At 44.5% G+C, this 22536-nt stretch carries 22 protein-coding genes; 5 read left to right on the plus strand and 17 right to left on the minus strand.

Translation table 11 applies throughout. The annotated features are described in order from the left end of the window. Positions 1-34: 34 nt before the first annotated feature. The 3 genes from CBI31_RS03160 to CBI31_RS03170 all read right to left on the minus strand — a co-directional run bounded on the left by CBI31_RS03160 (position 35) and on the right by CBI31_RS03170 (position 2963). Positions 35-439 (minus strand): CBS domain-containing protein, encoded by a 405-nt coding sequence (locus tag CBI31_RS03160; RefSeq protein ID WP_240553711.1) that lies wholly within the window; start codon positions 437-439, stop codon positions 35-37. A gap of 387 nt (positions 440-826) precedes the next feature. After that, positions 827-1897, minus strand: a complete 1071-nt coding sequence (locus CBI31_RS03165) for a L,D-transpeptidase family protein (protein ID WP_133062482.1) — start codon at positions 1895-1897, stop codon at positions 827-829. Further along, positions 1881-2963, minus strand: coding sequence for a tetratricopeptide repeat protein (locus CBI31_RS03170; protein ID WP_088524993.1), 1083 nt, complete (start codon positions 2961-2963; stop codon positions 1881-1883). Before CBI31_RS03170 ends, CBI31_RS03165 begins: the two co-directional genes overlap by 17 nt. Positions 2964-3233: 270 nt before the next feature. Between CBI31_RS03170 and CBI31_RS03175 the strand changes: the two genes are divergently transcribed. After that, positions 3234-4049, plus strand: a complete 816-nt coding sequence (locus CBI31_RS03175; protein WP_088524994.1) for an SPOR domain-containing protein — start codon at positions 3234-3236, stop codon at positions 4047-4049. Between the two features lie 98 nt (positions 4050-4147). Further along, positions 4148-5119, plus strand: coding sequence for a M23 family metallopeptidase (locus CBI31_RS03180; RefSeq protein ID WP_088524995.1), 972 nt, complete (start codon positions 4148-4150; stop codon positions 5117-5119). On the opposite strand, the gene CBI31_RS03185 is transcribed toward CBI31_RS03180, so the two are convergent. The 3 genes from CBI31_RS03185 to CBI31_RS03195 form a co-directional block, all read right to left on the minus strand. Next, entirely contained in the window at positions 5116-5577 is a 462-nt protein-coding gene (locus tag CBI31_RS03185; protein ID WP_088524996.1) for a bactofilin family protein, read from the minus strand. The two genes, CBI31_RS03180 and CBI31_RS03185, sit on opposite strands and share 4 nt — an antisense overlap. Positions 5578-5589: 12 nt before the next feature. Then, complete coding sequence (locus CBI31_RS03190) at positions 5590-6495, minus strand: nucleotide-binding protein (RefSeq protein ID WP_088524997.1); 906 nt, start codon at positions 6493-6495, stop codon at positions 5590-5592. 174 nt (positions 6496-6669) lie between these two features. Beyond that, positions 6670-7584: a pseudouridine synthase gene (locus tag CBI31_RS03195; protein ID WP_088524998.1), complete on the minus strand. Its 915-nt coding sequence runs from the start codon at positions 7582-7584 to the stop codon at positions 6670-6672. 168 nt (positions 7585-7752) lie between these two features. Here CBI31_RS03195 and CBI31_RS03200 point away from each other — a divergent pair, with 168 nt between their 5' ends. The 3 genes from CBI31_RS03200 (at position 7753) to CBI31_RS03205 (ending at position 9950) form a co-directional block, all read left to right on the plus strand. Further along, entirely contained in the window at positions 7753-9372 is a 1620-nt protein-coding gene (locus tag CBI31_RS03200) for an FMN-binding glutamate synthase family protein (RefSeq protein WP_088524999.1), read from the plus strand. 153 nt (positions 9373-9525) lie between these two features. Further along, the gene (locus CBI31_RS10610) at positions 9526-9630 is read left to right on the plus strand and encodes a universal stress protein (RefSeq protein WP_206075443.1); all 105 of its coding nucleotides are present in this window, start codon (positions 9526-9528) and stop codon (positions 9628-9630) included. Further along, the gene (locus CBI31_RS03205; protein ID WP_206075444.1) at positions 9603-9950 is read left to right on the plus strand and encodes a universal stress protein; all 348 of its coding nucleotides are present in this window, start codon (positions 9603-9605) and stop codon (positions 9948-9950) included. Before CBI31_RS10610 ends, CBI31_RS03205 begins: the two co-directional genes overlap by 28 nt. 66 nt (positions 9951-10016) lie before the next feature. On the opposite strand, the gene arsB is transcribed toward CBI31_RS03205, so the two are convergent. The 11 genes from arsB to scpB all read right to left on the minus strand — a co-directional run bounded on the left by arsB (position 10017) and on the right by scpB (position 22445). After that, complete coding sequence (gene arsB, locus CBI31_RS03210) at positions 10017-11060, minus strand: ACR3 family arsenite efflux transporter (RefSeq protein WP_088525000.1); 1044 nt, start codon at positions 11058-11060, stop codon at positions 10017-10019. Further along, entirely contained in the window at positions 11057-11536 is a 480-nt protein-coding gene (locus CBI31_RS03215; RefSeq protein WP_476704261.1) for an arsenate reductase ArsC, read from the minus strand. The genes arsB and CBI31_RS03215 overlap by 4 nt, the downstream gene beginning before the upstream one ends. Then, entirely contained in the window at positions 11533-11862 is a 330-nt protein-coding gene (locus CBI31_RS03220; protein WP_088525001.1) for an ArsR/SmtB family transcription factor, read from the minus strand. Before CBI31_RS03220 ends, CBI31_RS03215 begins: the two co-directional genes overlap by 4 nt. Before the next feature lie 88 nt (positions 11863-11950). Further along, the gene (gene typA / locus CBI31_RS03225; protein WP_088525002.1) at positions 11951-13768 is read right to left on the minus strand and encodes a translational GTPase TypA; all 1818 of its coding nucleotides are present in this window, start codon (positions 13766-13768) and stop codon (positions 11951-11953) included. A 64-nt stretch (positions 13769-13832) separates the two neighbouring features. Beyond that, the gene (truB, locus tag CBI31_RS03230) at positions 13833-14744 is read right to left on the minus strand and encodes a tRNA pseudouridine(55) synthase TruB (RefSeq protein ID WP_088525003.1); all 912 of its coding nucleotides are present in this window, start codon (positions 14742-14744) and stop codon (positions 13833-13835) included. Between the two features lie 4 nt (positions 14745-14748). After that, entirely contained in the window at positions 14749-15117 is a 369-nt protein-coding gene (gene rbfA / locus CBI31_RS03235) for a 30S ribosome-binding factor RbfA (RefSeq protein ID WP_088525004.1), read from the minus strand. A gap of 11 nt (positions 15118-15128) precedes the next feature. Beyond that, complete coding sequence (infB, locus tag CBI31_RS03240) at positions 15129-17864, minus strand: translation initiation factor IF-2 (protein WP_088525005.1); 2736 nt, start codon at positions 17862-17864, stop codon at positions 15129-15131. A gap of 13 nt (positions 17865-17877) precedes the next feature. Next, positions 17878-19359, minus strand: a complete 1482-nt coding sequence (nusA, locus tag CBI31_RS03245; RefSeq protein WP_087910206.1) for a transcription termination factor NusA — start codon at positions 19357-19359, stop codon at positions 17878-17880. Beyond that, positions 19356-19847: a ribosome maturation factor RimP gene (gene rimP, locus CBI31_RS03250; RefSeq protein ID WP_088525006.1), complete on the minus strand. Its 492-nt coding sequence runs from the start codon at positions 19845-19847 to the stop codon at positions 19356-19358. The genes nusA and rimP overlap by 4 nt, the downstream gene beginning before the upstream one ends. Before the next feature lie 174 nt (positions 19848-20021). After that, positions 20022-21791: a pseudouridine synthase gene (locus CBI31_RS03255; protein ID WP_088525007.1), complete on the minus strand. Its 1770-nt coding sequence runs from the start codon at positions 21789-21791 to the stop codon at positions 20022-20024. 3 nt (positions 21792-21794) lie between these two features. Next, positions 21795-22445, minus strand: a complete 651-nt coding sequence (scpB, locus tag CBI31_RS03260; RefSeq protein WP_088525008.1) for an SMC-Scp complex subunit ScpB — start codon at positions 22443-22445, stop codon at positions 21795-21797. Between the last annotated feature and the right edge of the window lie 91 nt (positions 22446-22536).

Raw genomic sequence — 22536 nt, forward strand, 5'->3', positions numbered from 1 at the left:
ATTTCCTTTTGAATGAATACGGTTCTAAAAATATTTATGATTCATTTTTTTTAGAGCTATCCCACTCTTTTATATAGCGCTCTAAAAATTGAATTTGACCTGTTCTGTGCTCCAAAGTATCTTTCACTACATCTCCAACAGAAATCACACCTCTGACCTTGCCCTCATCCACTACGGGCAAGTGACGAATTCTTTTGGAAATCATGATTTGCATGCAGTCTCGCAAATCATCTTCATAAGCTACTGAGATAGGGTTTGGAGTCATTATCGCTTTGACCAATACTTCTTTGGCGCTCAAACCTGGAAGCAGCACTTTAATAGCGCAATCACCCTGGGAAACAATTCCTACTAATTGATCAGAATCAATCACCAATACAGAGCGCACTAAATTATCGCGCATGAGCTCTAATACTTTGACAACACAGTCAGAGGAACTCACTGAAATCAGTGTATTCGATTTGTTGGCTAAACAGTTTTTTACCATTGGCATACGACGCTTATCCTTTTATATCTTCAGAGCAATATGAGCACCGGAAAATCCAGCTAGCAACATACATTGATCAATCATCGATTCTATCCAAGCCACAGGCTGATCCAAACAAAAAAGCTCTGCCAACTTATACGTATATCCTATCCCGATTGGCCTGTTTTTTGTGCAATCTTAGGGAAAATCCTAAAAAAGGAGCTTAAATATCGCTCTATAGCCTTGCAAGAAAGGGGAAGAAGCTCAAAACAAGCCCTCAATGCCTCAAGCAAAGTATTTAGTTAGTTCAAAAACTGGCGCTTGAAATGCTGATTCTGGAGGGATTGGCTCATTGCCCAGGAATTAGGTACGACTTTTGAATTTTAAGTTCCAGCTATTGCCATTCTTATCCCAATATTCTCGGTAGATTACAGAGCTATCGCCCTGACCAATCGGCTGGTCAATCACTAAAGTGGATGTTGATTCTGGGGCATAGATTGCTTCAGGCGGGCCAATAATTTTGCTTTTGGGGCCAGCAGCTCTAAATCCGGCAATTTCATTGGTTACCTTGTTGGCGCGTGCGCTCCAATCAGCTTTCTTGAGCCATTGAACCGAGGGAACTACAGTGACATTAATTTGTCGCTTACTAGCTAGCTCAATAATTTCTCGTACATCATCATTCGCAAAGGCAAGGCAGCCATCAGACGCTTTTGGCGCTCTACTATAGGTATCTTTAGGTACCCCATGCAACCAAATTCCTGAACCACTGATATCCAGCTTCTTATCGAGCGCATTAGGGAAGCTCAACTCTAGCGCCCCGGCGCCAAAAATAGATCTTAGCTGTTGCTTCGGAATCTGCATGGTTACAGAATAGACTCCGAGAGGAGATTTGAGATCACCCTCTTTTTGTTTCCCAACACCAAGCTTACCGATAGTAACGAAATAATCCTTCTCCCAGACTGGGTCCCCATCTTTATTACGCAAGAGATAGGCCCGGGAAATGGATGCATCAACCAAAATGACATCTGCATTTTTTGGCATTTTTAAGATCTGTGCTGGGCGAAGTTCGGCCAAGTTAGGTATTACCGCATTTCTTAATTGCAGTTCAGACAATAAGTTTTGAGGAGCCTCACCGTCTCGAACTTCACTTTTTGACTTATTAGCTATTGCTCCACCCGTAAGAGCGGTTAACAATTCTGCTCGCATAAATGTTGCCAAACGGAAATTAGGGTGCTCCACTTCGGACTTATTCAATAAGTCCATGGCTTTATCTAGATTGCCGTTACGCACTAATTCTTGGGTAGCCTGACGAACAGTGGTGTCACCGTTAGCCAAACAAATAATAGGCGCTATAGAGAAGCAAGTGATAAATAAAAGCTTAAAACGCAACTTTAGGGCTCCGCTATCGAGGTGTGAGTTATTTATTGAATTCACGAGCAATTAACCAAGTTCCCTTGTCATTGACCCACTCTAAACACTTTACAGAGTTTGTATTAACGTTTGCAGAGCTGTACTTCTGTCTAAAGGTTACAACAATTTTGCTCTTTGACTTGACCACTTTCATAATACTAATTTCAACATTGATAGCCCCAGGCTTAGCAACCCTCTGCTTCCTTTGCTCCAACCAATCTGAATACGATAATCCCTTGTCAGGCGAAAAACTAGGCGAGTAAAACGCCAAATAAGACTTAACGTTTTTACTTGACCATGCCTTCACCCAGTTATCGATATTTGCAGTAATCATCTCAAGCTCCTGCGGAGATGGCGCGGTATCTTTTTCAGTTGCAGCAACCTGGGCTGGTGGCGCCTCAAGAACTGGAGTAGCTAAAGGACTGGTCTTGGGTGCCTGAGCAATAGGGGCAGCGGCTAATGATGAAGGCGTTGCAGGCGCTGACGCTGGTCCTGGTGCTGGTGCTTTTGGAGCCTGTGCCACCACTACCGGTTTATCAACTAAATCAGCGCCAGTAGTAGAGGCCGCCATGAGAATCGGTGTGGGAGCAGAATTTTTTTCATTCAAGGCTTTTGCATAAGCTTCCGCTGCCTGAGCTGAATAAATTTTGCGCAAACTTCTATAGGCTGGCGATGTAGAATTCAGAGCCGTTTCTAGGACCTTTCGTGCCTGCTCTTTTTTATCCATTCCCCATAGGGCAACTGCATAGTTATTAGCCACCAAAAGATTGGCACGGTCCTTTTCATAAAGGGGCTCCAAAAGATTAGCGGCCTCTTGCCAGCGGCCTAACATTAGTAAAGCAGAGGCTTTAGTGTTTGCATAGTCAATGGGGGATAAATCCTTTTTTAGCGACTCGGCTTGCGCAAGAGCCGCCTTTGAGTCCCCTTTTAATAAAAGACTTTCTATCGCCTGTGGAGACACATAAGCAGATGCAGGGGTAATGCCTATAAAAACCAGTGTTAAGGTGCCACAATAAAGTTGAAGGAGCTTGCGCGAAAGGCACAATTTTCTAGCTTTAAGCAAGTGAAATTCAGTCAAAATGGATGGCATTAGGTAAAAGGGGCATTAAAACTCATTGATTTTAGCATTTTCGTAAAAATTATCAATGCCGATAGTCTGTTAGAGCACTTTGAGCCAACAAAACCCCCTTAAAAATCTCTAAATAATTGATCCATAATGGGGTCTTTTACCCATTGATTGTGAGCATTTGTCCGTCTTTTCAAAAAACTCTAAGTCGAGCATTATGAATCGACAGCTCCATTAAAATGAATTGCATAAGCAATTTCCATTTAAGACTCCGTTTATAAGGCCTGCAATTACGTGAAATACCTCATCGCCATTCTGCTGTTAACTACGCAACTGGTTTTTGCTCAAAATTCAGAGAGCGAAAAGCTGGGGGGTATCGGAATTCGATATACCAGAAATGCCGAGGGGATGATCCTTATCAAACATGTTGAAGAAAGATCACCGGCAGCTCAGGCGGGCATTCAGACCAATGACATTATTATTAGCATCGATGGATCAACTCTTAAAGGGATGGATCCGGCCAATATTAAAAATGTACTTCGTGGCAAAGTCGGCAGTACCGCGGAGATTAAATTAGAAAATTCGCAAACTAAGAATGAATACTCCGTTAGCGTAGTTCGAAAGATTGTGCATTTTGGAGCAAATGATGCTCCCAAAGAAGCTGCTAAAACCAACACTCAGGCCGAGATAAAAAATGTTGAGAAATCGGAAGTCGCACCAAAAGTAGTAGCCCCAAAAATAAGTCCCAAGCCTACTGAAAAAAGCTCCACGTCTTCACCTTCTGGCCCCTCTGCATTAGTAGCTTCAGCAACGCCTGCTATCACCAGCGTAGAGAAGACTTCCGCAAGCCCCACCAGTGACTCTAAATACTTTATTCAAACTGGAGCTTTTTTTACGAAAGAAATTGCAAATGATCAGGTAGCAGCATTTAATCAAAAGGGCTATACCAGCTTTGTTGATCCTACAAAGATTAATGGTAGCAATATTTATCGCGTTAGGATTGGCCCCTTAGCAACACAACAAACCGCAGAAGCACTATCTAAAAAATTAGCCAGTCAAGGGATTACTAACGCGATCATTGACGGCTCTCAGATAGCACCCAAGAACTAATCAATCGCGATATGAATGTACTTTTACCTCCTCAAAAAACAACAAGAAACGTATTAGCTTAGCTACACTCTTTTTCACTTCAAAAATCAAGTTACATTATGCAAATCATTTGGATTTCCGGGGCAACATCCCACTACAGAAAATTTAATGTCACGAAAACCCAGCTGACAAGATTTGCGATTCTGCTCGCTTTGCTATTAATTATGATTGGTAGTGCTATCTATTTCATGGGCTTTAGAGTTGCAATCAAATTTGACCCTAGCATGGCTCGAGACATGGGTGGCGTGATTACCTCAGAAGAGCTATATCACCTTGAAGAAGAGTATCGTCAAAAACTAACTAAGCTCCAGGGCTCTCTCAAAGCAATGGACCAAAAAATTGATAGTCTGAGCAAGCTCAATGAGCAGTATGCCGCACTAGCAACACCACTGCCAATAAAAGAAAAACGCAAAGACAAGGAAAAAAGTAGCGAGGCAAGCGAAGGCAAAGGAGGCCCATATTTACCCCTCTTTCCCAATCAAGTCAATTTTGAAGAAAATGTCAGCTTGCGTATTGGCATCATAAAAACACTAGAATCTACGGAAAGCCTGAATAAAAAAATACAATCAATAAAAGAGGCATGGCTTGAAAAATATGAGCGCTTGAGCCTTTTACCTACAAAACCACCTTTAGCTTCGGGTTATGGTTTGAGTAGTAACTTTGGAACGCGCTTAGACCCTATTAACAACAGTCCAGCATTTCATCCTGGAATTGATTTCAATGCTAAGCCTGGTACACAAGTATTTGCGGCAGGAAGTGGCTTAGTAATCAAGGCTAAATACGATACAGAGCTGGGAAACGTCATTGAGGTCAAGCATAGTGAGGGCTTTACTAGCTTATATGCGCACTGTCAAAAGCTACTAGTCAACCAAGGCGATACCGTCACGCGCGGCCAACTCATTGCAGAAGTTGGCAATACCGGTCGTTCCACAGGACCACACCTACATTTCAGTATTTATAAGAATGGCACCCTGTTAAATCCGATGGAAGTTTTATCATTCTCTAAACCATTAGCTGCTAAAGAAAACTAAGAAGAAATTCCTGCATCTTGCTTAATCTTATCAATGGTATTTTGTAACTGCGTGGCTGAGTCAGCAGTAGAGTTTGGCTCTGGTCTCTTAGAAATCATCTGCCCATTGAGGGTTGCGCCAGGCTCAATCCCAATCGTATCGTAGGTAACATCCCCATGAACATTAGCGGTTGCATGTAATTCAACCCTCTCATGCGCGTAGGTGTTGCCATTCACCATACCAGCAATGAGAACTCGAAATGCATAGACATCACCATGAACTTCACCGCCCTTACCAATGGCTACCGTAATTCTTTGACCAGCCCTCTCTTCGATATTCCCAAATATCTTGCCATCCACTCTTACGCTCTCAGAAACCATCAGGGCGCCATGAAACTCGGTAGCATTTCCAATAATTGTCCCGAAAGACTCGATCAGCGGTTCAGAAAACTTGTTTTCATGATTTTTTTTACCAAACATAATCGCACCCCTTTAATTTTGCTTGCTGAGAAAAGCAGGAATGCGGGAAGCCTCAGTAACGTGCTGTTCGCTAGCTTTAAAGGCCTGCATTTGAGAGCGCGCCTGCATACCAGATAGTTTTTTATTCTGACGATATCTATCTAATATCAAAATACCCTTACCCAAACCAGAATAAATAGCGCTCAATTTAGAAGTAGGTGCTTCACGCTCACGCTTTTTATCTAAAATCTTTTCCGATACAAATTCACCAAAGCGGCAAAAGTAGTTAGAAATAGTAGCATTGCTCGAGACACAGAAAAAATCTTCGTAGACAAAGTTATCAATATCATTAGCACGCAACACAGGCGGAGTAACGTAACACATTCCTAATGAGGCAAGATTTGTGGAGATGCTAGTTTCTGCAAAATTGGTCTCTACTCTACTAGGCACAGCCATGATGACTTGTTTATTTTTAGAAATCAAAGGCGAATTACGCAATACATATTCCAATATAAAAATTTCTGTACTAGCTAGCTCAAACTTAGAGGTTGAGGTAGGAACTAAAATGATATCGAAATCATGCATAAAATTTTCTGCCATATTTGGCGTCCAAGTGAGGTCGGAAATACTGACATCAAAACCTGTTGAAAATTTGCGCAAAGATGATCTGGCGCTTAATAGAGTCATACCTGCGCTTTGATAAGACATTTCAGCACGATAGGTCTCAATACCAATATTGGGAGCCTTTTTAATCCAAGCAGAAGATGAACTTTGCTCATCGTAATCAATCAATGAAATCTTTAGGCCTTTTTGAAGAGCTAGATATGCAGCAAGATTGGCGGCAATAGTACTTTTGCCAACACCACCCTTGCGATTTGTTACCAGCACTTTTATTGTTTCCATGACAATCACTCGCTCTGCTTTACTCAAATAGGACATTTATCCTATTGCTATGCATCAGAATTTGCAACAAATTTCTCATAAAAATTAAGTGATTACGGATCAAACTTCAACTTAAAAAGACGAATTGAAGTAGAGGACCATCAAAATGTAAGTATTTTCCTTACATTAAGTTAATGATCGGGATATTTGATCAATCTAAAAATAAGCGCTCTATTGTTCCGTAAATTGAGGCAGATTTAAATCTCGTTCACTAATAAAAGATTTTTCTTCTTTGCTAATGGGATCTACAAAATGAATCTCCTTGGCCAAAAGCTGTAAGGGTTTAGAGAAATCCAAGTCATACTCTTGATATGGTGTTAGGAAAGGATAAATTTGATCATTCCTAATGGGAATACCTAATGTATTCAAATGACTACGCAATTGATGCTTCTTACCACTACCGGGTGATAATCGATACTTAGCCCAGGGCTTGTTGACTTCCATCAGCTCTATGTAAGTATCTGAATTAGGATCGCCCCGCACTTCTTGCATCTGTAAAAAATGTTTGGACTCCACCAACCTGCTTTGGTAGGTCATTGGCAATCTTAAGGCCCGCTCTTCGCAATAAGGTGCTATTGCTTCGTATACTTTCTTGACAGCTCGATCTCTGAATAGGTTTTGGTACTGCGCCCTTTCTTGCGGCCTCACTGAAAAAATCACCAAACCGGCAGTATCTCGATCAATGCGATGAATCGGACTCAATGTTTGGATACCAGTTTGCTTTTTCAGGCGATTGAGTAGAGTTTGATGTAAATAAAGGCCGCTCGGTGTTACTGGTAAAAAATGGGGTTTATCTGCAACAACAATATGCTCGTCCTGATAGAGGATTTCTTCTAGAAAAGGAATTTCAGGCTCGCGTGCTAAGCGCCTGAAATATATTAAATGGGTATTTGCTTGATAAGAATCGTCAGCTTGAACTGGGTCGCCATCCATAGTCATTACTAAACCCTCAGTAAAACGTGCCTCCCACTCACTTGAATCTACATGAGGAAATGTTCTGATAAAAAACTCCAATAAATCATGGTATTTTTTATCAATTGGCAAATAAACCCGCGATGAGGATATACCCTCAATATTAACTTGCATATATTAGATTTAATTATCAGAAGCTAGAGAAATGAAATCTTAAAGGATTGGCAATCACTATTGCTAAAAAGGCCAACTCAAGTAAATATATCTTGAAATAGGTCCCCAAACACTGATTCTATTGCATACTTATACCGAGCCTTCAGTCAAAAAGAAGAGATTGTCCAAATGAGTCCTATCCTACCGATACGCCTTAGCACTTTTGCAATTTGCATTGCCGGAACCATTGCTAGCACTATTGGTCTCCTGGTAAGTACTATCGCATGGTACCCATTAGCTATTTTTGGCCTTCTGACTCTCGTTGGTATTTATGACTGTACACAAACAAGACATGCTGTTTTGCGCAATTATCCTGTTTTAGGTCACATACGCTTCTTATTTGAATTTATTCGACCGGAGATCCGTCAATACTTTATAGAGGGTGATAACGACAAAACACCCTTCTCAAGAAGTCAGCGCACCCTGGTTTACTCACGATCAAAGGCAGTATCAGATAAGAAACCTTTTGGAACTACGCTGGATGTTATGGCACCGGGCTATCAATGGATCAATCAGTCATTAGCTCCCACCCACCTTTCTGATCATAATTTCCGTATCGAGATTGGCGGAAAAGACTGTACACAAAAATACTCAGCTAGTATTTTTAATATTTCAGCAATGAGCTTTGGAGCCTTAAGCGCTAATGCGGTAATGGCGCTTAATTTGGGTGCAAAAAAAGGAGGCTTTGCACACGATACCGGTGAAGGATCTATTTCTCGTTACCACCGCTTGCACGGTGGCGATCTTATTTGGGAAATTGGTTCTGGGTATTTTGGTTGCCGCACTAAAGACGGTCAATTCGACCCCAAAAAGTATATTGAGAATGCCCTTGACCCTCAAGTCAAAATGATTGAGATAAAACTGAGTCAAGGCGCAAAGCCTGGTCACGGCGGCATCTTACCGGGACCCAAAGTAACCGCAGAAATTGCCGAAGCACGCGGTGTACAAGTTGGCGAAGCCTGTGTCTCCCCCTCTTCTCATAGCGCTTTCTCGACCCCCTTGGAGATGATGCAATTTATCCAGCGCTTACGCGAACTTTCCGGCAGAAAACCAGTGGGCTTTAAATTATGTATTGGCCATCCTTGGGAATGGTTTGCAATTGTGAAGGCCATGCTTAAAACAGAAATTTATCCAGACTTCATCGTTGTAGACGGGACTGAGGGTGGTACTGGAGCATCTCCTGTTGAATTTAGTAACCATGTTGGTACGCCATTACAAGAGGGATTGCGACTCGTTCATAATTCTTTGGTTGGAGTCAATTTACGTGAGCAAATCAAAATTGGTTGCTCAGGAAAAATTATCAGCGCCTTTGATATGGCTGTTGCTTTTGCCTTGGGGGCTGACTGGTGCAATAGCGCTCGAGGTTTCATGTTCTCAATCGGCTGCATACAAGCACAAGTCTGTGATACTGGTTTTTGCCCTACTGGCGTTACCACGCAAGACCCAAATCGTCAAAAGGCATTGGTAGTTACCGACAAGTCAGAGCGGGTGTACCACTTTCACAAAGAAACACTCAAGGCTCTAAAAGAAATAGTCGAAGCAGCGGGTCTTAATCATCCTATTGAAATTAATACATGCCATATTGTGAGACGTATCAATGCAAATGAGGTGCGTCTACTTGAAGATCTATTGCCAGATATTGCTGCAGGAAGCTTGTTATCAGATGAAGAAGGTAGTAGTTTGCCTGAGGTATTTCAAATGTATTGGGATGCTGCTCAAGCAGAAAGCTTTGCTGCAAAGCGCACTTGAGTATTCAGTCATTGGCCATTCTATTTAAAAATATTCTAAATAAAACCTGTATTAAGCAATACTCAATCAAATTGCTAGATCTAGCGACAAAATCGTATTAAATTTAAAGATGATGTAAAGATTATTAAATTCAAATAAATCAACGGGGGACAGATGAAAATACTAGTGCCAGTAGACGGCTCAAAATCATCGCTCAATGCTGCCAAATACGCAGCCAAACTGGCTAAGACTTGCGGAGTAAATGCACTGTCACACTAGCAAGTATTCATGACGATATTGGCTTAGGTCATGTTAAACAGTTTGTTGCCCAAAGTGTAATTAATGACTACTTGAGAGAGATTAGCGAGAAAGACCTCAAATCCGCACAAAAGGCTTTGGATGTTGCGGGCATTAAGCACACCATTATGATTAAACGCGGTAATGTTGCGCAAGAGATCATTAATTTGGCCAACAAAGAAAAGTTTGACTTAATCGTCATGGGGTGCAAAGGTCGCACTGGGATCTTGGATGCATTGATGGGTTCAGTGGCTCAAAAAGTCAGCTCTAGCGCAAAGCAAGCAGTTTTGCTCGTGAAATAAATCACTCCTTACTGCAAGCAATCAGAGCCGCTTCTGCGGCCCTTTTTATTAAGTAACTAGCATTCATTAGATCTTGTAGTAACGCTCTTTAATCCAGAGGGCAACGGTCACTAAGCCAATCATGATGGGTACTTCAACCAAGGGCCCTATTACAGCCGCAAAGGCAGCTCCAGAGTTAATACCAAAGACAGCAATTGCTACTGCGATAGCTAGTTCGAAGTTATTACTAGAGGCTGTGAACGATAAAGTGCAGCAGCGCTTGTAATCAATACCCATCTTGGCAGTAATTACGAAGGTGAGAATGAACATCACACCAAAATAAATCAAGAGTGGGATAGAGATGGTTAAAACATCTCCTGGCAACTCGAGAATCAGCTTGCCTTTGAGACTAAACATCACCACGATAGTAAAGAGTAATGCAATTAAAGTCAGCTTGCCAATCTTTGGTACAAAGTGTTCGTGATACCACTCTTTAGAAACAAACTTCAACATGAAGAATCGGGTCAGTAATCCTGCAATACAAGGAATGCCTAAATAAATAAAGACAGTCTTGGCAATCTCACCAATAGTGATGCTCACATTTGATCCTACAAGACCAAAGAATGGTGGAAGTATGGTTAGGAATATGTAGGCATAAAGACTAAAGAATAGAACTTGAAAAATGGCATTAAACGCCACTAAGCCAGCGGCATATTCTGTAGATCCCTTGGCGATATCATTCCAGACGATGACCATCGCAATACAAGGCGCAATTCCAATCAAAATAAGGCCTGCCATGTATTCAGGTTGATTGGGTACAAAGGTAATTGCTAATAGGAACATGAAGATTGGGGCAATAATCCAATTCATGAGAAAGGCAATACCAAATATCTTTTTATCTTTAAACACATCAGGCAGATCTTCATATCTCACCTTAGCAAATGGTGGGTACATCATGAGTATTAAACCCACTGCAATTGGGTAGTTAGTACTACCTACCTGAAATGAATTAATGAAACCTTCTACCCCAGGAATGAAATAGCCCAAGCCAATACCCAAGGCCATAGCAGCAAAAATCCAGACCGTTAAATAGCGATCCAAAAAAGACAGTTTTTTAGTAAGTGAACTCATGAGTTTGAGTGAATTGCTTTTAAGGACATTGCGTCCAGTTTTTCAAGAGGCATAGCAGCCAAGATATCTACTCTCTTTTTCAGGCCATTCATGACTTCGTTAAAGGCAGCTTTCTTCTCCATATCAGTACCCTGCACTTGCGATGGATCAGGAAATCCCCAATGGGCACTCACCGGTTGTCCAGGCCAATGGGGGCATACCTCACCGGCTGCGTTATCACACACCGTAATGATGAAATCCATCTTTGGAGCATCGGGCCCCGCAAATACATCCCAGCTTTTAGATTTCAGTAAAAAAGTATCAAAGCCCAGCTCTTTAGCGATCTGAGCAGCGTATGGGTTCACGCTAGTTCCAGGAGTAGAGCCTGCTGAAAACCCACGGAGCTTACCGCTGGGATGAGTTGATGCTAATGCCTCACCAATAATAGATCTAGCTGAATTATGGGTGCAGAGAAAAAGCACGTTGTATTGCTTCATATTGATTTTGCCTTCTTCAAAACTTTGACTGGAACACACACCTGGCCATTACAGCAGTTTTCTAACAGGAACTCGCTGAGGTCTTGAACAAGCTTGGCATTTGGGCGGTAGATGAGATTACGACTTTGCCTCTCAACTACAAGTAGGTCGGCCTGCGCTAACTCTTTGAGGTGAAAGCTCAAGGTTGCATTCGGAATACCTAATTTTTCGATGATTTGGCTGGGAGTAAGCCCCCCATCTCCTCGCTGCACAATTAAACGGAAGATATTGAGCCTTGACTCTTGCCCCAAGGCCAAAAAGGCCAGTACTGCGTCAGTATTTTTCATATTTCTAATTATATAGAAATATATATGACGAATTGATGACAGTAAAAAAGCCACCCGCAGGTGGCTTTACTGATGAAGCTTGAGGTACTTACTCGCGTGAAGCTTTTTTGCGATCATGTTCCTTGAGGTGACGCTTACGAACACGCACACTCTTAGGCGTTACTTCCACCAATTCATCATCGCTAATGAATTCAACCGCATATTCCAAAGTCAGATCAATTGGAGTGACTAGGCGAACTGCTTCATCGGTACCAGAAGAACGTACGTTGGTTAATTGCTTACCTTTAATCGGGTTCACAACCAAGTCATTGTCACGACTATGAATACCAATCACCATACCTTCATAAACTGGGTCACCATGCTTTACGAACATACGGCCACGATCTTGCAATTTCCAAATAGCGTAAGCAACTGCTTCGCCATCATCTTGGCTAATGAGTACGCCATTATGACGCTCACCTAAAATGCCATCTTTAGCAGGTGCATAAGCATCAAAGGTATGACTCATCAAACCATTACCGCGGGTCATGGTCATAAAATCACCTTGAAAACCAATCAAGCCACGTGCTGGAATGCGGTACTCAAGACGGGTACGCCCTTTTCCATCGCTCACCATATCTTGCAACTCACCCTTACGTTTGCCCAAATCTTCCATCACGGCGCCTTGAGTTGCATCTTCAACGTCAACCGTTAAATTCTCATACGGCTCCATCTTCACGCCATTCTCTTCATGGAAAACGACACGTGGACGAGAAACGGCCATTTCATAGCCTTCGCGACGCATAGTCTCTACCAGAATAGTGAGGTGCAATTCACCGCGACCTGATACTTCAAACACAGTATCGTCATCCGTTTCTTTTACACGCAATGCCATATTGGACTTCAGCTCACGATCTAAACGTTCGCGAATCTGACGGCTAGTGACAAACTTACCTTCACGACCAGCCAATGGACTAGTGTTCACCATAAAATTCATCGTTAAAGTCGGTTCGTCAATTTTGAGCATCGGCAAGGCATCTGGTTTATCAACTGCGCAAACCGTTGTACCAATAGCCAACTCTTCAATGCCATTAATCAATGCGATATCGCCTGCAATGGCCTCTTCAACTACTTCACGCTCCAAGCCTTTAAATTTCAGGACCTGGTTTACACGGCCTTTAAATGGCACGCCATCTGGACCATTCATGCAAATGACTTCCATGCCAGACTTAACGCGACCACGGTTTACGCGACCAATACCGATTTTTCCAACATAGCTGTTGTAGTCAATGGAGGAAATCTGGAACTGCAAAGGACCATCGGGATTATCGTCACGGACAGGTACATGCTCCAAGACAGCATCAAACAATGGGCGCATATCGCCCTCACGCACATCTTCAGTTATGCCTGCATAGCCGTTTAAGCCTGATGCATAAATAATTGGGAAATCGAGCTGCTCTTCAGTAGCCCCCAGTTTGTCAAACAATTCAAAGGTTGCATTGATGACGTAATCGCAACGGGCACCTGGACGGTCAACCTTGTTGATCACCACGATTGGCTTTAGGCCAAGCGCTAGCGCTTTCTTGGTAACGAAGCGAGTTTGCGGCATTGGACCTTCAACTGCGTCAACTAATAGCAATACACCATCAACCATAGACAGTACGCGCTCGACTTCACCACCAAAGTCGGCGTGTCCTGGGGTATCAACAATATTGATATGGGTACCGTCGTACTCTACGGAGCAGTTCTTGGACAAAATAGTAATGCCACGCTCTTTTTCCAAGTCATTTGAATCCATGACGCGTTCGGTCATTTTTTCATTCGAGCGGAATGTGCCCGATTGGCGTAAGAGTTGGTCAACCAGAGTAGTTTTACCGTGGTCAACGTGGGCGATGATGGCGATGTTACGAAGTGCGCGTTTAGTCATTTGAAGCTTTTGAGGTTAAGAATAAGGTTGGAATAAGGATATTGATTAAATAAGTCAATTTGGTTTAATGACCCTGCGAAATCAAACGCTTGGGATGTAATACCCCGGAGCGCCAATCAGCAGTCCCAATAAAGTTATGGGGTGCCGCAGTAGCACGATAAATACGTACTAAAGCTTCAATCGATGGCAGGTTCAGGGGTACACGCTGACCCATCTCTAAGCGCTTAGCCTGTTGCTCATCCACAGTTAAGTGTGGCAAGGTTTGCAGTAATGCATCTACTGGCAAGATGTAATTGGAGCTATTTTGCAAACCGCTCTGAATAGATTCGATCGTAAATGACTGCTCCAGATTTAAGTGCCCTACTTCAGTACGGCGCAGGCCAACTAAATGAGCGCCGCAACCTAAGGCATTACCAATGTCTTCAGCCAATACTCGAATGTAGGTACCCTTGCTGCAAGAGACTTCTAAAGTTGCTACCGGCCATGCAATTTCAGTCCAACGAATGTGATGAATCGTGATATCGCGGGCAGTACGCTCTAATTCAACACCGGCACGCGCATATTCATATAAAGGTTTGCCATCGCGCTTGAGTGCGGAGTACATAGGTGGCACTTGAGAAATCAGCCCAGTAAATTTTGGAAGTAAGGCATCGAGAACTTTTCTGATGCCTGCTTCACCCGTAAAGACTGGTAAGGGTAACTCTTCAATAGTGAGGCCTTCAGCATCACCCGTATCGGTACGCGATCCAAATTTCACTTTAGCTACGTATGTTTTATCTGCCTTCAATAAATCTTGAGAGTATTTAGTCGCCTCACCCAAGCAAATAGGTAAAAGGCCCGTTGCCATCGGGTCTAAAGTACCTGTGTGGCCAGCTTTATCAGCATTGAATGCGCGCTTGACTGCAGTAACCGCGCCTTGGGAACTCATTCCTGCAGGTTTATCTAGCAACACTACGCCGTCGATCCGAATAGCCATGAAATTATTGCGCTTTGTCTTTGCGATCACTGTCCACTGCTTGATCGATCAATCGAGACATCTCTATACCATGCTCAACTGAGCTGTCATAGTGAAAGTGCAAAGTTGGGACGGTATGAATATGCAAACGCTTAAACAATAAAGAATGTAAGTAACCAGCTTTTTCCTGGAGCGCCTTTAGTACATGCTCAGGCTCAGCGCCCAGTACTGTGAAAAACACTTTGGCATGCGCTAGGTCCGGTGTCAGCTCAATACTTTGTAAGGTAATGAGGCCTAAGCTCGGACCCCGTAATTCACGTGGAATGAGCTCGGCCAGGTCTCGCTGAATTTGATCGGCGAGACGCTGGTTACGATGCGGACTAGACTTTTGCATTAGCTGATAACTTAGAGCGAACGAGCTATTTCGGTAACTTCAAATACTTCAAGTTGATCGCCTTCTTTGATGTCGTTGTAGCCTTTTAATGACAGACCACATTCAACACCGGCACGAACTTCCTTAGCATCATCTTTAAAGCGCTTGAGTGAGTCGAGCTCACCTGTCCAGACAACCACGTTATCACGCAGTAAGCGCACGCTTGAAGTCCGTTTAACAATGCCGTCGACTACCAAGCAACCTGCAATCGCACCCACTTTAGATACCAAGAAGACTTGACGAATCTCAACTAGACCCGTGATCTCTTCTTTCTTATCTGGAGTCAACATACCGCTCAGAGCTAGTTTTACCTCATCAACAGCGTCATAAATAATGTTGTGATAACGAATATCAACACCATTGTTCTCAGCCAACTTACGGGCCGCTGCATCTGCACGAGAGTTAAAGCCAATGATCACTGCTTTAGAAGCAACTGCCAAGTTAACGTCAGTTTCAGTAATGCCACCCACCGCTGCGTGAACGATTTGCACCTTCACCTCTGGGGTAGAGAGCTTCATTAAGGACTGAGAAAGGGCTTCTTGCGAACCTTGTACGTCTGCTTTGATGATTAATGGCAATAACTTGGCCTCAATGGCGCCCTCTTCCATATTTTCCATCATGGTTTCGAGCTTGAATGCTTGTTGCTTCGCTAACTTCACATCGCGGAACTTACCTTGACGGAAGAGTGCAATCTCACGAGCCTTACGCTCATCAGGAACCACTTGCACCGACTCACCCGCAGCAGGGACCTCTGCCAAACCTTGGATTTCTACTGGAATCGATGGGCCAGCCTCATTACAAGGCTTACCATTTTCATCCATCATGGCGCGAACGCGACCAAAGGTAGATCCAGCCAACAACATATCGCCACGCTTAAGCGTTCCAGACTGAACCAAAATAGTTGCAACTGGACCCTTACCTTTATCCAGGCGCGCTTCAATCACGAGACCTTGAGCAGGCGCTGCTTTGGCAGCCTTGAGTTCTAAAATTTCAGCTTGCAAAAGAACGTTCTCTAGCAATGCATCAATACCTTCACCGGTCTTTGCAGATACCGGAATAAATGGCACATCACCACCATATTCCTCAGGAACGACTTGCTCTGCTACTAACTCGGTCTTCACTCGCTCAGAATTGGCTTCTGGCTTATCAATTTTGTTGATAGCAACAACAATCGGCACGCCACCTGCTACTGCATGGTGAATCGCTTCCTTAGTTTGTGGCATCACACCATCATCAGCAGCCACTACCAAGATTACGATATCCGTTGCCTTGGCACCACGAGCACGCATGGCCGTAAAGGCTTCGTGACCTGGGGTATCTAAGAAGGTAATCATGCCACGTGGTGTTTCTACGTGATATGCACCGATATGCTGAGTAATACCACCAGCCTCACCAGTAGCTACTTTTGCTGCACGAATCTTATCGAGCAAAGAAGTTTTACCGTGGTCAACGTGACCCATGACTGTCACCACTGGAGGACGCGGCAATAATTCTGCATCATGCCCAGCAATACCAAGATCTAAATCGGGATCATCCAATTTCGCTGCATGGGCTTTATGACCCATCTCTTCAACGATGATCATCGCCGTGTCTTGATCAAGCACCTGGTTAATCGTGACCATTTGGCCCATACCCATCAGAAGCTTAATGACTTCAGCACTCTTGACCGCCATTGCATGTGCTAACTCAGCCACAGTAATGGTTTCTGGAACCTGCACGTCATGCACTACTTTTTCTGTAGGTACTTGGAAATTGGTATCTACGTTAGCCTCTGCAATTTGACGTTGCTTTCTACGGCCACCGCCAGAGCGCCAACCACCAACACCGCCAGATGTATCGCCTCGCGTTTTGAGGCCACCAGGTTTCTTCGCGCCTTCTTCTTGCCAAGTAGAGGATGTCTCTGAAGACTTGATTGTTTTACCGCCAACCTTAGCTGGAGATTTTTTCTTATCCTCGGCACCTTCTACTTTAGCTGGCTTATGTAGCGTTCCTTTTTTCGCTTCCTCAGCAGCGACTTCACTTGGTGCTTTGAGAACGCGAGCTGGCGCACTCATCATGTCGCGAATCGCTAAAGCTTCAGCTTCAGCAGCGGCACGACGAACACGAATCTCAGCCAACTCTTTTTCTTTGCTTGCAGCTAAATCTTTAGCCGCCTTTTCAGTCTTGGCTTTTTTCTCAGCCGCTACTGCAGGCGCATCTTGACCACTCTCAACTTGCGACTTTGCAGCCTCTTTTTGACGAGTCTCTTCTGCCGCCTTCATTTCTGCTTCTTGACGAGCCAATAACTCAGCTTGACGAGTTGCTTCTGCAGCGCGTTTTTCTAACTCTTCAGCAGGAAGAGTTGCTTTAACTGCTGTGGCAGCTTTAGCTGGCTTGGCTTCGGGTTCTTCAGCTGCTGGGGCTTTATCTCCAGCCTTGACCAACACGCGCTTTTTACGCACCTCAACCTGAACGGTACGGGTACGTCCAGCGGAGTCCGCCTGACGAATCTCAGTATTCTCGCGCTTGATTAAAGTAATCTTTTTACGGGCGCCAGCATTAGCACTGCCGTGTGCCTTTTGCAAATGCTCAAGCAGAACAGTTTTGTCCTTTTCGGTAATGCTCTCGTCCTCGGAACCTTTTTCGATGCCAGCCGCCTTTAATTGCTCCAAGAGGTCAGCCGCAGTTCGTTTCAGCTCCTTAGCGAGTACTTTTACTGTTGTTGCCATGCACTACTTCCTCTCATGAAGTAAACCAATGTTCGCGCGCTTTCATGATGAGCGTTTTCGCAGTTTCTTCGTCAATTTGTGTCGCCTCAACTAGCTCATCAACAGCTAGTTCAGCAAGGTCGTCACGGGTATGAACTTGATTGTCAGCAAGCTTAGCAATCAACTCCGTTGTCATTCCCTCTAAGGAACGCAAATCTTGGGAAACTTCACCAATACGCTCTTCTTTTGCCAACTCCATCGTCAACAAGGAATCACGAGCACGAGTACGCAACTCATTCACAGTGTCTTCATCAAATGAATCGATCTCTAACATTTCAGAAAGCGGTACATAGGCCACTTCTTCCAAGGTGTTGAAACCCTCTTCAATCAGAATATCAGCCACTTCTTGATCAACGTCTAACTTATCCATGAACAACTGACGTACAGAAGAAGCTTCTTTTTCTGTTTTCTCAGCAGACTCTTCTGGAGTCATGATGTTGATTTGCCAACCAGTCAAATCGCTCGCTAAACGAACGTTCTGTCCGCTACGGCCAATCGCGATTGCTAGGTTTTCTTCATCAACTACAACATCCATCGCATGACGCTCTTCGTCAACCACGATTGAAGAAACTTGTGCTGGAGCCAATGCACCAATCACAAACTGCGCCGGATCTTCAGACCACAATACGATATCGACTGCTTCGCCAGCAACCTCGTTACGGACTGCAGTAACGCGAGTGCCACGAACACCAACGCAAGTACCAATTGGATCGATACGCTTGTCGTAAGTAACAACGGCAATCTTGGCACGAATACCAGGATCACGAGCTGCACCCTTAATCTCTAATAATCCCTGCTCCATCTCGGGAACTTCATTCTCAAATAATTTGATCAAGAAATCAGGGCAAGTACGGGACAATTCAATTTGTGGACCACGTGCTTCACGATCTACCTTCAGGATATAGGCACGCACACGGTCGCCTGAACGTAAATTCTCTTTTGGGATCATTTGGTCGCGACGCAATAAAGCCTCAACACGGCCAGATTCAATAATCAAACCATTCTTGTCAGCACGTTTAACGGTACCGGTCATGACTTTTTCGCCACGCTCAAGATAGTCATTCAAAATTTGCTCACGCTCAGCATCACGAATGCGTTGCAAGATGACCTGCTTCGCAGCTTGCGCGCCAATACGGCCAAAGGCTAAAGATTCGATTTGCTCTTCGATGTAGTCGCCAACTTCCATATCAGCAAGTTGCTCTTGGGCTTCAAATTGCAGAATCTCTTTATCAGGCTCTTGTAGACCAGCCTCATTGGGCACCACCAACCAGCGACGGAAGGTTTCGTATTCGCCTGACTCACGGTCAATCGATACACGAATATCCACATCTTCGTTGGGATAACGTTTCTTAGTGGCTGATGCCAACGCCATTTCGAGCGCCTCAAACACAATCGCTTGATCAACGTTCTTTTCACGCGCTAGGGCGTCTGCCAACATGAGAACTTCTCGGCTCATGACTTTCTTCCTTTGAAATCAATAACAGGGACCAACCGAGTCTTATCGACCTCGGCTAAAGAGAACTCCAATTGAGAGGGCTGACCATCAGCACCCTCAAATACCAAACCAAACTTTGCGTCAGGCGAATTCAACTCACCAGTCAGCAAACCTTGCAACACACCACGAAAATTCTTACGGCCGCCAGTGGCAACACGCAACTTCAAATCCACTTCCATTCCAGCAAAGCGCTCAAAATCTGCCGCACTCTTCACAGGGCGATCTAGGCCCGGTGAAGAAATCTCCAAACGCTCGTAAGGAATGTTCTCAACTGGCAATGTGTAGCTCAGCTGATGACTTACCTTCTCGCAATCGAGGACATTAATCAAACGCTCGTAATCAGGATTTTCAATCGTGACGCGTAGCAAACCGCCGGCTTCACGCTCGATATCAACCAAGGTGTAACCTAAGTTTTCCAGCTCTGCAGAAATAACCTGCTGATCCTTCACGACTATCCTTCATACCAAAATGGCAAAAAAAAATGGGCTTTGAAGCCCATATTCTCGAAATTCAGAACAGGCCGACTTACGTTGATCGCAACATCAGTCGGTAACAACTAAAAACAGCAGAATCCTGCTGTCAGTCCAAAATTATAGCTGATTTTTAGGGAAAACTGTTAGAAATCAGAAGCTTTCGCCAGGATTACGGGGTTTTCTAGGGCCTTTATTGAAAGGTTTTCGCCCTTTTGGAGCGCCCCGTTTAGGCCCATTTCCAGGGCTTTGGGGGCTGGCTGTCACAAAAGCAGACTGGCCATGATGTACTTTTTTGCCCTTATTGCGGTTTTGACCTTGGCCTTGACCCTGGCCGCCCTGTCCGCCACCTTGACCAGGTCTGCCACCTTGGGTGCGCCCCCGGAATGGGCCTCGGCCTTCACCTGAACCACCACCTGGATTGTTATTTCTGCCCTGATGAGTCATCCCATTGTGACCACTAGCTAGGGTTAAGGCATCACGTGAGCCCCAGTAAGAAACTGAGGTTTGCATTGGATCAGGCTGGAAATCTGCGCCGGCAGGATTACGACTTTGGCCGTTTGGATTTGGATTGCGGCCCTTATCTTGCGGCTGTGGCATTTTTAAGCCTGCAGACTTCATCAAGTTATAGATGCCACCAGCCTCAATCTCTTCCCATTTCCCACGCCTTAAGCGTGGAGGCAATAAGAAAATCCCATAACGGGTTCGGATTAAGCGAGATACCGTATGACCAACCGCTTCAAACATACGACGTACTTCGCGATTGCGGCCTTCACTCAAAGCAACGTGATACCAACGATTCGCGCCTTCACCACCGCCCATTGCTAGGCGCAAGAATTTAGCTTGGCCATCGTCGAGAGTAATGCCACTCTTTAATTGCGCTGTATTTTCTTGACTCAACTCACCCAAGATACGCACAGCATATTCACGCTCAACACCATAACGCGGGTGCATTAAGCGATTAGCTAACTCACCAGAGGTAGTAAATAACAAAAGACCTTCAGTATTAAAGTCCAGGCGACCTACTGCGATCCAACGCCCTTGGCGCGGCTTTGGCAAACGATCAAATACAGTTGGGCGACCTTCAGGATCGGATTGGCTAACGATCTCACCGGCAGGCTTGTGATACATGATGACGCGTGGCGGCTTAGTCTGAATCTTACGATGTAATGGTTTGCCATTAATACGCACTTGATCAGTTGGACCAATACGCTGACCGATATGCGCAGGCAATGCATTAACCGATACGCGACCCTGAATAATCAAGTCCTCCATATCGCGGCGAGAACCCATGCCAGCGTCAGCTAATACTTTATGAAGTTTGACGGTATCTTCATCGTCAGCATCATCATCCAAACCATCGAGATCTGACCAAACTTCATCGCGCATACTCAGTGGTAAATCATCAACATTCGCAAATTGCAAGCTGCTCACTTCTTCTTCAGTCGGCGCATCAGGATCCTCATCTTCACGCAAGCCCTGTGCACGCTGAACGCGACGCTCTGCACCTGTCTGATGAGAAACCTCATTCTCATTAAAGCCATCAGGATTTTTCACATCTAATGCCTCGGGGGCATCTAGAGCAGCATCAAATTCACCAGAAACAACCGAGGCAAATAAAGCTTCACTTTCTGCTGAATTGGGTGCTAATTTGGCAGATTGATTGCCTTGATTGTTGCCGCCCTCACGTGGACCGCTGCCTTCACCACCCTCGCGGCGCGGCCGATCTTTATTGAATGGGCGCTTCTTATTAAATGGATGCTTCCCTGTTCCGGCACGACGTGGATGCCGCGGCCCACGCTCTGTACCCTCGCGACCTTCTGCTTTATTGCCACCCTCATTAGATGGCTCCGCGTCAGAACTTGATGGAACTGCCGATGAATTTACTACCGGGGATGAATCGTTTTCGTTAGAGCTTGTCATTAATTATTGTTTTGTTTCGTCTGATGGTTCTTCAGACTCAGGAGTAACTTCTTCTACTGCTTCATTGATGATCACAGTTTCTACTGTGGCATCTGGATCAAATTCGATAATGGCTTGGCCCAATTGCTCTGCTGCTGCCATTGGCGCTGCATCTTCTAGCATTGGCAAGCTTTGCAAGTTTGTCACACTGAGGTCATCTAAAAATTGCTTGGTGGTGGCATATAAACCCGGGCGGCCGATCGTCTCTTTATGGCCAATCATCTCTACCCAACCACGATCCTCTAATTGCTTCATCACATTGGTGCTGACAGCAACACCACGAATTTCTTCAATCTCGCCGCGCGTCACAGGCTGACGGTAAGCAATAATGGCTAAGGTCTCCATCACTGCACGAGAATACTTTGGCGGCTTCTCCGGGGTTAAACGATCTAAATACTCGCGCATCGATAAACGACTCTGGAAACGCCAGCCAGTCGCAATATGCACCAGCTCCATTCCTTTGTCATCCCAGGCACCCTGAAGTTCGGTTAAGGCTTCATTAATATCTGCAGTAGTGATGTCTTCTACAAATAAGCGAGACAAATCAGCAACGCTGAGTGGTTCCTGTGCGCATAGGAGGGCTGTTTCAATAACGCGCTTGTTGTGATCGTCCATAAAAATTGGGCTATCAGGAATGTCCTGATGAGGCTTTAAAAAATGTATTTCAGTAATGGGTTTGGGGTGTTCTCTAGCTACTACGAACAAT

The organism is Polynucleobacter campilacus, from assembly GCF_002206625.1.
Lineage (GTDB): Bacteria > Pseudomonadota > Gammaproteobacteria > Burkholderiales > Burkholderiaceae > Polynucleobacter > Polynucleobacter campilacus.

Excerpts from the sequence above, each read along its gene's own strand:
- CBI31_RS03170 (WP_088524993.1), bottom strand. The coding sequence starts at position 2,963 with ATGCCATCCATTTTGACTGAATTTCACTTGCTTAAAGCTAGAAAATTG.
- CBI31_RS03180 (WP_088524995.1), top strand. The coding sequence starts at position 4,148 with ATGCAAATCATTTGGATTTCCGGGGCAACATCCCACTACAGAAAATTT.
- CBI31_RS03185 (WP_088524996.1), bottom strand. The coding sequence starts at position 5,577 with ATGTTTGGTAAAAAAAATCATGAAAACAAGTTTTCTGAACCGCTGATC.
- CBI31_RS03190 (WP_088524997.1), bottom strand. The coding sequence starts at position 6,495 with ATGTCCTATTTGAGTAAAGCAGAGCGAGTGATTGTCATGGAAACAATA.
- CBI31_RS03195 (WP_088524998.1), bottom strand. The coding sequence starts at position 7,584 with ATGCAAGTTAATATTGAGGGTATATCCTCATCGCGGGTTTATTTGCCA.
- CBI31_RS03200 (WP_088524999.1), top strand. The coding sequence starts at position 7,753 with ATGAGTCCTATCCTACCGATACGCCTTAGCACTTTTGCAATTTGCATT.
- CBI31_RS10610 (WP_206075443.1), top strand. The coding sequence starts at position 9,526 with ATGAAAATACTAGTGCCAGTAGACGGCTCAAAATCATCGCTCAATGCT.
- arsB (WP_088525000.1), bottom strand. The coding sequence starts at position 11,060 with ATGAGTTCACTTACTAAAAAACTGTCTTTTTTGGATCGCTATTTAACG.
- CBI31_RS03215 (WP_476704261.1), bottom strand. The coding sequence starts at position 11,536 with ATGAAGCAATACAACGTGCTTTTTCTCTGCACCCATAATTCAGCTAGA.
- CBI31_RS03220 (WP_088525001.1), bottom strand. The coding sequence starts at position 11,862 with ATGAAAAATACTGACGCAGTACTGGCCTTTTTGGCCTTGGGGCAAGAG.
- typA (WP_088525002.1), bottom strand. The coding sequence starts at position 13,768 with ATGACTAAACGCGCACTTCGTAACATCGCCATCATCGCCCACGTTGAC.
- truB (WP_088525003.1), bottom strand. The coding sequence starts at position 14,744 with ATGGCTATTCGGATCGACGGCGTAGTGTTGCTAGATAAACCTGCAGGA.
- rbfA (WP_088525004.1), bottom strand. The coding sequence starts at position 15,117 with ATGCAAAAGTCTAGTCCGCATCGTAACCAGCGTCTCGCCGATCAAATT.
- infB (WP_088525005.1), bottom strand. The coding sequence starts at position 17,864 with ATGGCAACAACAGTAAAAGTACTCGCTAAGGAGCTGAAACGAACTGCG.
- nusA (WP_087910206.1), bottom strand. The coding sequence starts at position 19,359 with ATGAGCCGAGAAGTTCTCATGTTGGCAGACGCCCTAGCGCGTGAAAAG.
- CBI31_RS03255 (WP_088525007.1), bottom strand. The coding sequence starts at position 21,791 with ATGACAAGCTCTAACGAAAACGATTCATCCCCGGTAGTAAATTCATCG.
- scpB (WP_088525008.1), bottom strand. The coding sequence starts at position 22,445 with ATGGACGATCACAACAAGCGCGTTATTGAAACAGCCCTCCTATGCGCA.